This window comes from Bradyrhizobium sp. i1.15.2 (assembly GCF_040548425.1).
In the GTDB taxonomy this organism is placed as follows: Bacteria; Pseudomonadota; Alphaproteobacteria; order Rhizobiales; family Xanthobacteraceae; genus Bradyrhizobium; species Bradyrhizobium canariense.
This window is the reverse complement of sequence record NZ_JBEPRQ010000025.1, coordinates 19364-32309: the sequence shown is the minus strand read 5'-3', so window position 1 is coordinate 32309 and position 12946 is coordinate 19364. Positions and strand designations below refer to the sequence as shown.

The window sequence follows — 12946 nt, the reverse complement described above, 5'->3', positions numbered from 1 at the left end:
GTGGGAAGCTCCCGGCTGAGAGGTAGCGGCGCTGCGAAAGCGCCTCAGTAGAGCGTGCGGATCGGCTGGTCGGCCGCGCCATAAGGCACCCAGCGGCAGGAGAACGAGATGTAGCCGCCCTCATAGGCCTGCATCGCCAGGAATTTGGCGACCTTGCCGTAGCGCGCGCAGTGATCGACCGCGACCTGCCGCGCATCGACCTGGGTTGCCATCGAATAGGCGATGATACCGCCGGTGTCGTTGCCCTTGAACGGAGGCACCGGAAGGAGATCGGCGCGCGCCGACTGGCTCGCCATCATACCCAAGGCAAGTAGGCCCGCGGCCGCAATGATTCGCATTCCCGTCACTCCGATTGGTTGGTGGCAGTTTACGGTGCCGGCGCGGCGGTGGAAAGAACCGAAGACCCCTCTGGTGCAGCATTGCGGTCAACTCGTCGGCAAGTGTTGCCGCGCTGCACTTGACCTCCCCCGGCCTTCGCGGCACCGTCCGACCCTCGCAGATCATGCTGTCTGGATTGCCCATGCGCGCCTCGACCTTCCTGAAATCGCTCCGCTTTGCCGCCGTGCTCGGCCTCCTGTTCGGGGCGCTGTCGCTCGGTGAGGCCAGGGCCGCCAATCCGCTGGAGCTGAATTTCTGGCTGAGCGGGCCGCGCTATGACGGCAACGTCTCCGAATGCGACAGGGCGCTGCCGACGATCGCCAGCCAGTTCTGGGAGAAAGAAAGCTCGTTCTGGAATTCCTCGTTGAAGATCACCGGCTTCTCCGCCGTTCACGAGACCGCGTTCCGGCCCTGGGCGTCCGACAACATCCCGCGCCGCTATTGCACCGGCGAGGCTATGCTCACGGATGGCAAGCTGCGCAAGGTGCATTTCTCGATTGTCGAGGATGGCGGCTTCGCCGGCTACGGCCAGGGCGTCGAATGGTGTGTGGTCGGGCTCGACCGCAACTGGGCCTACAACCCGGCCTGCCGCGCCGCCAAACAATAATTGCAAAAGTTCTGATCCGGACCGATCAGGCGGCCGAACGACGGTCGTCCGAATTTTGTTCTTGAAATGTTCTTACCGCCTGCTAGGCTCTTCTGCACAGTCTAGTTGAGGGGCGTCGCCATGTTTCATTCCAGATTGCATTTTTTCTCCCGCCTGATGATCTCGCTGACGCTTGCAGCCGGGCTGGCTGCGCTGGCCGGCGGTGCCAAGGCCCAGGACAAGCGGCAGAACACGCCCGGCGAATTCGATTTTTATGTGCTGTCGCTGTCGTGGTCGCCCTCCTTCTGCGAGGAGGCGGCGGAGCGCGGCGGCCGCTCGCAGACCCAGTGCAGCGGACGGCCCTACGCTTTCGTGGTGCATGGTCTGTGGCCGCAATATGAGAACGGTTTTCCGGAATATTGCCAGCGGCCCTCGCCGCGGCTGAACCGCAGCATCGTCTCCTCCATGCTCGATCTGATGCCGGCGCCGGGTCTGATCTTCAACGAATGGGACAAGCACGGCACCTGCTCGGGGCTCGCCGACCGCAGCTATTTCGAGACGATCCGGAAGGCGCGCGCCGCGATCAAGATTCCGGCTGAATATCTCGATCTGTCGCAGGCCAAGACCGTGGCGCCGGCGGAGGTGGAGGAAGCCTTCATCAAGGCCAATCCGGGCCTCAGCAATGCCGCCGTCTCGATCACCTGCAACCGGACGCGGCTATCGGAAGTCCGCATCTGCCTCAGCAAGGACCTGCAATTCCGCGCCTGCGAGGAGATCGACCGCCGCGCCTGCCGCCGCGACCAGGTGGCGATGCCGCCGATCCGGGGTGGGTAGCCCAGGCATCGTGCCTCTTTGCTCAAGCCGCCACGTGGCGTAGTGCTCTTGCATGAATTACCGCCACGCCTTCCATGCCGGCAACTTCGCCGATGTCATCAAGCACATCGTGCTGGCGCGCATCATCACCTATCTCCAGGACAAACCGGGCGCGTTCCGCGTCATCGACACCCATGCCGGCGCCGGCCTCTACGATCTCGAAAGCGACGAGGCGCGCCGCGGCGGCGAGTGGCTGACGGGCATTGCGCGGCTGATGCACGCGCGGCTGTCGAACGACGCCATGGCACTGACCAAGCCCTATCTCGACATCGTCCGCGCCTTCAATCCGAAAGGCGAGCTCAAGGCCTATCCGGGCTCGCCGCTGATCGCGCGCGCCCTGATGCGGCCGCAGGATCGCCTCGTCGCCTGCGAACTCGAGCCGAAGGCGCGGAAAGCGCTGATCGGCGTGCTGCGCCATGACGAGCAGGCCCGCGTGGTCGACCTCGACGGCTGGATGGCGTTGCCGGCTTTCGTGCCGCCAAAGGAACGGCGCGGGATCGTCCTGATCGACCCGCCGTTCGAGGCAAAGGACGAGTTCGAAAAGCTCGGCGAGGCCTTCTCGACGGCTTTCGCGAAATGGCCGACCGGTATCTATGTAATCTGGTATCCCGCCAAGAGCCGGCGCGCCACCGACGCGCTGGTGCAATCAGTGGCGCGGCTCGCAGCCGCAGCAAAACCGCCGGGAAAATGCCTGCGCCTCGAATTCAGCGTGGCGCCGCAGGCCGACGGTGCAACTCTCACCTCCACCGGGCTCTTGATCGTCAATCCCCCTTACACGCTGCAGGGCGAGCTCAAGACGATCCTGCCCGAGCTGGAAATGCCGCTCGGCCAGGGTGGCGCTGCCAGATTCCGATTAGAGGTGCCGAGACCGTAACACTCCGGCATCTTGGGAAAAATATGCAGGAGCGGTGGTCAATCTGCGGAGAACCGTATTATGCTGTTTCCGTGACTGGCTTTACGTTCCGCTTCCGCGAATGGTTGCGGCGGAGTGAAGGCCTAAGAAAGATCCAGTCGGACCAAATGGTCTGCCCAAGGATGGCCAGCTCCCGGGCTTCGTAAGGCCCGGTCATATCGTGACGTGCGTCTGCGTCACGACGGAGGAGCAATGAGGGGGAGTTTCCCGATGGCCATGACGGGAACGGTCAAGTTTTTCAACGGTGAGCGCGGCTACGGATTCATCAAGCCGGACGACGGGGGCCGCGACGTCTTCGTACATATTACTGCTGTGGAGCGGGCCGGACTGAAGGACCTTGCCGAAGGACAGCGTATTACTTTCGAAGTCGAACCGGACAAGAAGGGCAAGGGGCCGAAGGCGGTCGATTTGGTCATCCTTCCCTAGCGAGCCTGGCGTAAAAAAAATCCCGGCCGCAAGCGGCCGGGAGGTTGGTCCGGTATTTTCTTCTTAGCTATCAGAAGTGATAGTTCACGCCTGCGCGCACAACGCTGGCGCTATAGCCGTTTGACACGCCTGTAATCGCGAACTGACTCGTCGACAGATCGATATAGAGATATTCGAGCTTGGCGCTCCAGTTCGGCGCGAATCCGACTTCCGCGCCGGCACCGATGGTCCAGCCAGCGCTGGTGTGCGACTCGGTCCAGCCGAACGTCTGCGCGCGCAGCTCGCCGAAGGCGAGGCCCGCCGTGCCGTAGAACAGCACGTTGCTGAAGGCATAGCCGGCGCGGCCGCGCAGGGTACCGAACCACGGATTGGAGAACTTCCACGGCGCGAAGGTGTCGTCGGCACCGGCGGCCTGGATGTCGCCCTCGACGCCGAACACCCAAGGGCCGGTCTGGAAATTGTAGCCGGCCTGAACGCCGCCGACGAAGCCTGACGGCTTTGCGGGATTGTTGTTCACCGAACCCCATTCATAGCCGAGATTGGCACCGAGATACGGGCCGGCCCAGCTATAGGCATTGAGCGGCTGATTGACCGTATAGGGCGCACGCTGCCCGTAATTGAGATCGGCGGCCTCTGCCGAAGCCGTCCAGCCGACTGCAGCCAACGCGGCTGCGCCCACAACGAGCGCCTTCATCACACACTCCAACGCAACTGCCGTCACCGGTGCGATGCCTGCGCCGCCGCGCGAGGCAAAACCGCATGGTTACGGAACCACCACTTTTTCGCGTAAGATTTATCGAGAGTTTTAAGTTAAAGGCCTGTTAAGTCGGGTTACCGGGCTGTTAACAGGCTTAAGCAAGCGTTACCGGGAACTGCGCCGCCATCCTGTGCGTGCCGCACGGCCGGAACTTCAAATCGGCACCCGCAGCGCCTAAATTCGCACCATGGTTCACGATTCCACCGACAATCCGGACGACGCACGCACGCGCAAACCCGTGCGCGGCAACGCACCCGATGTCCCGGCCCAGGAAACCGAAGCGGCGCCGCCCGACCTCGATCCCGCCACAGCAAACGGCGACGACGAGGACGACGCACGGCTGCCGGACATCCTGGAAGAGAGCGGCACCGTCGGCGAAGAGCCGCTGGCGACCGGCCACGAGGCGATCGAACGCGCGGTCCGCCTCGCTCCCACCTCGCCCGGCGTCTACCGCATGCTCAATGCGAATGCCGACGTGCTCTATGTCGGCAAGGCCAAGAACGTCAAAAAGCGCCTGTCGAACTATGCGCGCCAGAGTGCGCCGCAGCCGGCCCGCATCCTGCGCATGATCGCCGCTACAGTTACCGTGGAAATCATCTCGACCCACACCGAGACTGAAGCACTGCTGCTGGAGGCCAACCTCATCAAGCAGCTTCGGCCGCGCTTCAACGTGCAGCTGCGCGACGACAAGTCGTTTCCCTACATCCTGATCACGGGCGACCATTGGGCGCCTCAGATCCTGAAGCATCGCGGCGCGCAGACGCGGCCCGGTCGCTATTTCGGCCCGTTCGCCTCTGCCGGCGCCGTCAACCGCACCATCACCGCGCTTCAGCGCGCGTTCCTGATCCGCTCCTGCACGGATTCCTTCTTTGAGAGCCGCTCGCGGCCCTGCCTGCTCTATCAGATCCGCCGTTGCGCCGGCCCCTGCACCCGCGAGATCGACTTCCCCGGCTACACGACCCTGGTGCGCGAGGCGAGCGACTTCCTGTCCGGCAAGAGCCATGCGGTGAAACAGGAGCTTGCCGCCGAGATGGAGAAGGCCTCCGGCGAGCTCGAATTCGAGAGCGCCGCGCTCTACCGCGACCGCCTCGCTGCGTTGTCCGCGATCCAGTCGCAGCAGGGCATCAATCCGCGCACGGTGGAAGAAGCCGACGTCTTCGCCATCCACCAGGAGGGCGGCTTCTCATGCGTCGAGGTGTTCTTCTTCCGCACCGGGCAGAACTGGGGCAACCGCGCCTATTTCCCGCGCGCGGAGAAGACGTATACGCCGGAAGAGGTGCTCGGCTCCTTCCTCGCCCAGTTCTACGACGACAAGCCGCCGCCGAGGAATATCCTGCTCTCGCACGAGATCGAGGAGAGCGAGCTGCTCGGCAACGCGCTGTCGATCAAGGCCGGCCGCAAGGTCGAGGTGTCCACGCCGAAGCGCGGCGAGAAGAAGGAGCTCGTCACCCACGCGCTCACCAACGCGCGCGAGGCCCTGGGCCGCAAGCTCGCGGACACCGCGACGCAGAGCCGTCTGCTCGACGCCATGGCCACGACCCTGAACCTGACGCATGCGCCGAAGCGGATCGAAGTCTACGACAACAGCCACATCCAGGGCACCAACGCGGTCGGCGCCATGATCGTCGCCGGCCCAGACGGTTTTGTGAAAAACCAGTACCGCAAGTTCAACATCAAGTCGGAAGGGATCACGCCGGGCGACGACTTCGCCATGATGCGCGAAGTGCTGGAGCGCCGCTTCAAGCGCCTGATCAACCCGCCCGAAGAGGGCGCGGCCAAAACCAAGGACGACGACTTCCCGCAATGGCCCGATCTCGTGATCATCGACGGAGGCCGCGGCCAGCTCAACGCCGTCCGGGAAATCTTTGCAAATCTCGGCCTGACCCAAGTGGCGCTGATGTCGGTGGCCAAGGGGCCGGACCGGGACGCCGGCCGCGAGACCCTGTTCATGCCGGAGCGCGAGGCGATCAAGCTGGAGCCGCGCGACCCCGTGCTCTATTTCATCCAGCGGCTGCGGGACGAGGCGCACCGCTTCGTCATCGGTTCGCACCGCAAGCTGCGCAAGAAGGACATCCGCGAGGCCGGCTTGCAGGAGATTCCGGGCATCGGTCCGTCACGCAAACGTGCCTTGCTGCACCATTTCGGAACCCTGAAGGAGATCGAACGGGCTTCGATCACCGATCTCGGCAAGGTTCCGGGGGTGAGCGCCGAGAGCGCTCGCAGGATTTTCGAGTATTTCCATCCCCAGCCGGGGTGAAATAAAGGGGGGCCGCGGTCATATGGTCGTCGCATCCCGCACCCCATTTGGGGAGCGGAACGGTTGACCTTCAGGCTGCAGCGGTATTGGTAGGACGGATGAACATCGCCACGACACGAGGGACCACCAGCCGCGCGATGTCCCTCCCGAACATCCTGACCTACGGCCGGATCGCCGCGATCCCGGTCGTGGTCGGGTGCATCTACGCACAGTCGATCATGGACGGTCCGCTGTGGCTGCGCTGGGTTGCGGTCGCCATTTTCATCGCGGCTGCGGTCACCGATTACCTCGACGGCTATTACGCGCGAATCTGGAATCAGCAATCGGCGTTCGGCCGCATGCTCGATCCGATCGCCGACAAACTTCTGGTCGCCTCGTGCCTGCTGATGCTGGCCGCCGACGGCATCATTCACGGCTGGTCGCTGTGGGCCGCCATCGTGATCCTGTGCCGCGAGATCCTGGTCTCGGGCCTGCGCGAATATCTTGCCGCGCTGCGCGTCAGCGTGCCCGTGACCAAGCTTGCGAAGTGGAAGACGACGGTTCAGCTCATCGCCATCGGCTTCCTGCTGGCTGGTCCGGCCGGCGATGAGGTGGTGCCCATGGTCTCGATGATCGGGCTGGCGCTGCTCTGGGCCTCGGCGATCCTCACCATGTACACGGGCTATGACTATTTCGGCGCTGGCATCCATCACCTCATCAAGGAGGATGAGGGATGAAGGTGAAGTACTTCGCCTGGGTGCGCGAGCGCGTCGGCAAGGCCGAGGAGACCATCGAGCCGCCCGCAACCGTGCGCACCGTGGAAGAGCTGATCGCCTGGCTGTCCGGCCAAAGCGAAGCCTACGCCTACGCCTTCGAGAAGCCGAAGGTGATCCGCGCCGCGATCGACCATGCCCACGTCAAGTCGGACGCCGCGATCGCGGGCGCTCGCGAGATCGCGTTCTTCCCGCCGATGACCGGCGGCTAGGCCATGCCCGTCGCCACCTGCCCCGTCACCATCCGTATCCAGCAAGACGATTTCGACATCGCGCGCGAGATCGCGGTCCTGACCGGGAACCGCACCGACATCGGTGCGGTCGTGAGCTTTTCCGGCATCTGCCGCGGCGACGAGGACAGCGCGAAGATCGCCGCACTCTCGCTCGAGCATTATCCTGGCATGGCCGAGGAAGAGATCAGGCGCCATGCCGACGAGGCCACCTCGCGCTGGCCTCTCAACGGCGTCACGGTGATCCATCGCGTCGGCCGGTTCATGCCCGGCCAGAACATCGTGCTGGTGCTGACCGCCTCTCAGCACCGCCAGGCCGCGTTCCAGGCAGCCGAGTTCCTGATGGATTATCTCAAGACCAACGCGCCGTTCTGGAAGAAGGAAGAGAGCGCCACCGGCACCGGCTGGGTCGAGGCCCAAGCCCGCGACGACGAAGCAACCGCACGCTGGACCCGATCCTGATGGCAACAACGACCAAAAAGAGCGTGCGCGGCCGCGCCGCGCCAAAGCTCGCGAAAGTGGGCCGCGGCGAGCTTCTCACGCTGATCGATTTTGTCCGCTATGCGGTCAGCCGCTTCAATGAGGCCAAGCTTGCCTTTGCCCACGGCACGCCCGATCCGGTCGCGGAAGCGGCCTTCCTGGTCTGTGAAGCCCTGCATCTGCATCCCGAGCAGTTCGAGATTTTTGCCAACGCGCGCGTCACGGCCGCCGAGGGCAGGATCATCATCGATCTCGTTCATCAGCGCGTCACCACGCGCAAACCGGCCGCCTATCTCGTCAACAAGATCTACATGCGCGGCCTGCCGTTCTATGTCGACGAGCGCGTCATCGTTCCCCGCTCCTTCATCGGCGAGCTCTTGGAGTCGCATTTCGGCGGCGACGGCGAAGCCGGCTCGCTGATCGACGATCCCAGCGCCGTCGAGCGCGTGCTCGATCTCTGCACGGGATCGGGATGCCTCGCGATCCTCGCCGCGCATCATTTTCCGAACGCCACGATCGACGCCGTCGATATCTCCAAGGGCGCGATCGACGTCGCCAGACGGAATGTCGGCGAATACGGGCTCGATGACCGGATCAGCCTGCATCGCGGCGACCTGTTCGCCCCGCTCGGTGACACCAAATACGACCTGATCATCACCAACCCGCCTTATGTCGATGCCGAAGGCATGGCGGCGCTGCCGCCGGAGTGCCGGGCCGAGCCGAAGCTCGCCTTTGACGGCGGCGCCGACGGTCTCGACGTGGTGCGCCGGATCCTGCGCGACGCGCCCGACCACCTGACGCCGGATGGCGGGCTGATCTGCGAGATCGGACGCGGCCGCGAACTGGTCGACGAGGCCTTTCCTGAATTACCGCTGCTCTGGCTCGACACCGAGGACTCAGAGGGCGAAGTGTTCTGGATCGCGGCCGCCGATCTCGGCTGATCCATCACGGCGGGCAGACCTCGTCGGAACAAGTCAAATACCGCCACGTTCATCCCCGACGAATTTTCTCGCACTCGGAGGATAACCGCATGCTTGCGCCATCGGGCGAATTGCTGCGCGCCGGCGTCGCGCTCAAGCTCAACCATCTCAAGCGCGCTGCCCAGTCCTATGCCCGTGACCGGAGCAACCAGGCCACGGGCCGCATGACGTCGTATGCGGCTGCGGCCGGACTGCTCGCGGTTGCGGGCTTGTTTGTCGTCGCAGCCTTCTTCGTCGGCCTAATTGCCCTGTACCGCTGGATTGCAATCCATTACGGGCAATTCTGGGGGTTCGGCGCCGTCGGCGGCGTGCTCCTGGTCCTGGCCGCCGCCTGCGCCGGCGTGGCCATGGCCCAGATGAAGCGCAAGACCAAGCCGATCGTGCCGCTTGCCAGCCGCCTGCGCGTGGCTATCGCCACCCCGCGCATCCCGCGCGGAACGGTGAAGGAGGCGGTGAAGGAGGTCGCGACCACAATTCCCCTGGCGCCGCTCGCGCCGGGCGAACGCGGACATGAAGGAGGACATGGCGGCAGCACGTGGCCGGCTCGGTCCAACCGGCCCGTGCAACTCGGGCTGATGCTCGCGGCCGTTGGGCTGGTCGGGCTCACGGCAGCGCGCCGGCGGCGTCACGGCCACCGAGCGGATACCTAAAAATGCGTATGCGGCGCGCCGAGCAATTCGACCGCTGGCTGTTAGTGGCAGCCACGACCGTGTTCGTGCTCACCGCGGAACGGTATTTCCAGGATTCTGGCCTGGTCAGGGCGGGACCTCCGCAAGACCACCGCAACGGCGAGGCGAATTCGCCGGAAACGAGCCCGACGGGCGCAGCCTCGCAGCCCGGCCGCGGCCGCCGCGCGAAAAGCCCGTTCGCAATCCCGTGGGCAGGCTGGAAGGACATCCTCTGGCGCACCTATCAGCGCATCGACGAGGATCGCCTGCTCGCGACCGCCGGTGGCGTCGTCTTTTTCGGGCTGCTCGCGATTTTTCCCGCCATCACAGCTCTGGTTTCATTCTATGGCCTGTTCGCCGATCCCTCGACAATCAGTTCCAACCTGCAATCGCTCGCGATGATGCTGCCCGAGGGTGCGTTCCAGATCGTCGAGGACCAGGTGGCGCGCGTCGTGTCGCACGGCGGTGCGACGCTTGGTGTCACCTTCCTGTTTGGCCTCGTGCTCGCGATCTGGAGCGCCAATGCCGGCGTCAAAGCCATCTTCGATGCCCTCAACGTCGCCTATGAGGAGCGTGAAAAGCGCAGCTTCATCCGGCTAAACACGGTCTCGCTGGCCTTCACGGTCGGTGGCATCGTTGCCCTGCTGCTGATGGTGGGCGCCGTCGTCGCCTTCCCGCTCGCGCTCAACCACCTCGGCATGGCGCCCGAAAGCAAGCTGATCGTGGCGCTGGCGCGATGGCCGGTGCTGTTCGTCATTCTCCTTGCGGCGCTCGCCGTCCTCTACCGCTTCGCGCCCAGCCGCGATGCCCCGCGCTGGCAATGGCTGAGCCTCGGCGCGGTGGCGGCCGCGATCCTCTGGATCGCCGGCTCGGCGCTGCTGTCCTGGTACCTTTCGGAGTTCGCCAATTACAATGCGACCTACGGTTCGCTCGGCGCTGCGATCGGCTTGATGATGTGGATGTGGATGTCGGCGATCGTCATCATGTTTGGGGCCGAGCTGAATTCAGAGATCGAACGGCAGACCCTGCGCGACACGACCACCGGGGCACCCAAGCCGCTTGGCACCCGCGAGGCCGTCTCGGCCGACACGGTCGGCGCTGCGGCGCCATCCTGAGTCCGCGATTGGGTCGCTATCCCCTCGAATCAACAATGATGTTAAGCTCATGCCGCTTGGGGGAGCATGCGGCGTGACGGGTTCGAGACGCCACCCGTGTTTTCCCGGTCAGGCAGTCAGCTCTTGAGGCGTAACGCGCGGCATGATTCGTATTTCGACGATCTTCATCGCCATCTGCATGGTTCTGGTCGCGGCCTCGCTCGGGCTCGTGCTCTACGCGGTCGCCGGCATCAGCGGAACCGAATCCGCGATCGTGGCGCTAACGGCGCTGACCTTCCTGATCCTCTACAATGCAGTGTCGATGCGGTTGCGCGACCGCAGCGACGTCGGCGGCCAGATCGCCGACCTTTCGCGCGGCACCGCCGATCTCGCCCGCCAGGTCGCCGAGTTCGGCCGCCGGCTTGCCACGATCGAAGCACGCATCGCCTCCTCCAATTCGGCCAACTCAGACCGCATTCAGGCGGTGGTCGGCGAGATCAACGAGCTCGGCGGATTGGTCAGGCAGCTCGCCACCACCGTCTCGGCTCATGAGGATCTGATGGCCGGCAACGCGCCGCTCCCGGACCCAGCTCCGGTCGCAAGGCAGGAGCAGGACGCGTCGCTCGACCTGATGGCCCCGTTCGAAGAGGAGCGGTCGGCTGCCCCTCCCCAGGCGCCCGCGCCGCCGCCACGGCCGGCAGCGCCGGCAATCCAGACCCAGAACGCCAATCCGGTTCAGACCGCCAACGGCCGCAACCAGACCCAATTGCTGGCGACGCTCCGCAACGCGATCGACGAGAACCGCATCGACATCTTCCTCCAGCCGATGGTGACGCTGCCACAGCGCAAGGTCCGCTTCTACGAGGCCGTGACGCGCCTGCGCGACGAGCGTGACCAGCTGGTGGCGGCCGAGGAGTTCATCAGCATTGCGGAGGCCTCCGGCCTGATCGGGCGCATCGACAACATGGTGATGCTGCGCTGCGTGCAGGTGCTGCGACGCCTGATGGTACGCAACAAGGAGGTCGGCGTGTTCTGCAACGTCGCGGCTTCCACGCTCGGCAATTCCACGACCTTCGCGCAATACCTCGATTTCCTCGAGGCCAACCGGGCGCTGGCGCCCTCGCTGGTGCTGGAATTCAAGCAATCGACCTTCCGCAATCTCGGCCTGGCCGAGACCGAGAATCTCGCCGCGCTCGCCCAGCGCGGCTTCCGTTTCTCGATCGACCACGTCACCGATTTGCGGATCGAACCGCGCGAACTCGCCGATCGCGGCGTGCGCTTCATCAAGGTGCCGGCCTCGCTCCTGCTCGATCCCAGGCAGGCTTCGGCCTCGGACATCCACCCGTCCGACCTCTCCGACCTGCTCGGCCGCTTCGGCATCGATCTGATCGCCGAGCGGATCGAGGGCGAGCGCGCCGTGATCGACCTGCTCGATTATGACGTGCGGTTCGGCCAGGGGTTCCTGTTCGCGCCGCCCCGGCCATTGCGGCCGGAGGGGTCATCTGCTACCGCCGCGCCGAACCAGGCACAGGACACTCAGGGATCCAATGGCTCCGGCATACCCAGCTCGGGCGCGACATCGGCTGCGTCTGCGCCACAGCGCGTCACCGGCAACGCCGCGCTCGCGCGCCGCATCTGATCGGCCGCACGCATCATGACCACGCTGCATTTCGCTGAAAGCCTGCGTGAACTCGTGGCGGGCGTGGACGTCGTGCTCAGCGACATCTGGGGCGTGGTCCATAACGGCCTCGAATCCTTCCCCGAAGCCTGCGACGCGCTGCACACCTATCGCAGCCGCGGCGGTACGGTCATCCTGATCACCAACGCGCCGCGCCCGGCCGACTCCGTGCAGCGTCAATTGCGCAAGCTCGGCGTCGCCGACGAGACCTACGACGCGATCGTGTCGTCAGGCGACCTGACGCGGCTCTATGTCGCCGACCATCCCGGCCGCAAGATGTTCTGGCTCGGCCCCGAGCGCGACAACTCGATCTATCGCGGCCTCGATGCGGTGACCGCGCCGCTGGAGGAGGCAGACTACATCGTCTGCACCGGTCTCTATGACGACGAGACCGAGACGGCGGAAGACTATCGCGGCATGATGCTGAAGGCGCGCGAGCGCAAGCTGACGCTGGTTTGTGCCAACCCCGACATCGTGGTGGAACGCGGCGACCGCCTGATCTATTGCGCCGGCGCGATCGCGGAGCTCTATCGCGAGCTCGGCGGCGAGGTGATCTTCTACGGCAAGCCGCACCGGCCGATCTACGAGCGCGCGATGGCGCTCGCCGGCGAACGCCAGGGCCACCAGATCGACCGCAAAAAGGTGCTCGCGATCGGCGATTCCGTCCGGACCGACCTCACCGGCGCGCGCGAGTTCGGCATCGATTGCCTATTCGTGACCCGCGGCATCCATGCCGAGGAGTTCGAGGGTCTCGACCAGCTCGACCCGGCTTCGGTGCTGGAATTGTTCGGCCATCCGCCAAAGGCGCTGATGCGCGAACTGAAGTGGTAGCGAGTTGATCGTCATTCCGGCTTGATATCGGGCATCGATTCCA

15 protein-coding genes are annotated in these 12946 nt (G+C 64.8%); 13 read left to right on the top strand and 2 right to left on the bottom strand.

The window, feature by feature from the left end; genetic code table 11:
• Window positions 1-44: 44 nt before the first annotated feature.
• Window positions 45-338 (bottom strand): hypothetical protein, encoded by a 294-nt coding sequence (locus tag ABIB80_RS30980; RefSeq protein ID WP_007596852.1) that lies wholly within the window; start codon window positions 336-338, stop codon window positions 45-47.
• A 182-nt stretch (window positions 339-520) separates the two neighbouring features.
• Between ABIB80_RS30980 and ABIB80_RS30975 the strand changes: the two genes are divergently transcribed.
• The 4 genes from ABIB80_RS30975 (at window position 521) to ABIB80_RS30960 (ending at window position 3176) form a co-directional block, all read left to right on the top strand.
• A complete protein-coding gene (locus ABIB80_RS30975; RefSeq protein WP_007596853.1) occupies window positions 521-985 on the top strand; it encodes a hypothetical protein in 465 nt (154 codons plus the stop codon).
• Between the two features lie 120 nt (window positions 986-1105).
• Window positions 1106-1798 (top strand): ribonuclease T2 family protein, encoded by a 693-nt coding sequence (locus tag ABIB80_RS30970; RefSeq protein ID WP_007596854.1) that lies wholly within the window; start codon window positions 1106-1108, stop codon window positions 1796-1798.
• Window positions 1799-1850: 52 nt separating this feature from the next.
• Window positions 1851-2711, top strand: a complete 861-nt coding sequence (locus tag ABIB80_RS30965; protein WP_007596855.1) for a 23S rRNA (adenine(2030)-N(6))-methyltransferase RlmJ — start codon at window positions 1851-1853, stop codon at window positions 2709-2711.
• Between the two features lie 249 nt (window positions 2712-2960).
• On the top strand, window positions 2961-3176 hold the full coding sequence (locus ABIB80_RS30960) for a cold-shock protein (RefSeq protein ID WP_007614865.1): 216 nt from the start codon (window positions 2961-2963) through the stop codon (window positions 3174-3176).
• A gap of 70 nt (window positions 3177-3246) precedes the next feature.
• Here ABIB80_RS30960 and ABIB80_RS30955 read toward each other — a convergent pair whose 3' ends face one another.
• Entirely contained in the window at window positions 3247-3870 is a 624-nt protein-coding gene (locus tag ABIB80_RS30955; protein WP_007596857.1) for an outer membrane protein, read from the bottom strand.
• A gap of 250 nt (window positions 3871-4120) precedes the next feature.
• On the opposite strand from ABIB80_RS30955, the gene uvrC reads away from it, so the two are divergent.
• The 9 genes from uvrC to ABIB80_RS30910 all read left to right on the top strand — a co-directional run bounded on the left by uvrC (window position 4121) and on the right by ABIB80_RS30910 (window position 12903).
• Window positions 4121-6190 (top strand): excinuclease ABC subunit UvrC, encoded by a 2070-nt coding sequence (uvrC, locus tag ABIB80_RS30950; protein ID WP_007596858.1) that lies wholly within the window; start codon window positions 4121-4123, stop codon window positions 6188-6190.
• A gap of 98 nt (window positions 6191-6288) precedes the next feature.
• Complete coding sequence (gene pgsA / locus ABIB80_RS30945) at window positions 6289-6906, top strand: CDP-diacylglycerol--glycerol-3-phosphate 3-phosphatidyltransferase (RefSeq protein WP_007596859.1); 618 nt, start codon at window positions 6289-6291, stop codon at window positions 6904-6906.
• A complete protein-coding gene (gene moaD / locus ABIB80_RS30940; RefSeq protein WP_007596861.1) occupies window positions 6903-7154 on the top strand; it encodes a molybdopterin converting factor subunit 1 in 252 nt (83 codons plus the stop codon). The genes pgsA and moaD overlap by 4 nt, the downstream gene beginning before the upstream one ends.
• 3 nt (window positions 7155-7157) lie before the next feature.
• Entirely contained in the window at window positions 7158-7634 is a 477-nt protein-coding gene (locus tag ABIB80_RS30935; RefSeq protein ID WP_007596863.1) for a molybdenum cofactor biosynthesis protein MoaE, read from the top strand.
• Entirely contained in the window at window positions 7634-8593 is a 960-nt protein-coding gene (gene prmB / locus ABIB80_RS30930; protein ID WP_007596866.1) for a 50S ribosomal protein L3 N(5)-glutamine methyltransferase, read from the top strand. Before ABIB80_RS30935 ends, prmB begins: the two co-directional genes overlap by 1 nt.
• Window positions 8594-8682: 89 nt before the next feature.
• Window positions 8683-9282 (top strand): hypothetical protein, encoded by a 600-nt coding sequence (locus tag ABIB80_RS30925; RefSeq protein WP_007596868.1) that lies wholly within the window; start codon window positions 8683-8685, stop codon window positions 9280-9282.
• Window positions 9283-9284: 2 nt separating this feature from the next.
• Window positions 9285-10415 (top strand): YihY/virulence factor BrkB family protein, encoded by a 1131-nt coding sequence (locus ABIB80_RS30920; RefSeq protein ID WP_007596871.1) that lies wholly within the window; start codon window positions 9285-9287, stop codon window positions 10413-10415.
• 142 nt (window positions 10416-10557) lie between these two features.
• A complete protein-coding gene (locus tag ABIB80_RS30915) occupies window positions 10558-12033 on the top strand; it encodes an EAL domain-containing protein (RefSeq protein WP_007596874.1) in 1476 nt (491 codons plus the stop codon).
• A 15-nt stretch (window positions 12034-12048) separates the two neighbouring features.
• On the top strand, window positions 12049-12903 hold the full coding sequence (locus tag ABIB80_RS30910; protein WP_007596875.1) for a TIGR01459 family HAD-type hydrolase: 855 nt from the start codon (window positions 12049-12051) through the stop codon (window positions 12901-12903).
• Window positions 12904-12946: the final 43 nt, after the last annotated feature.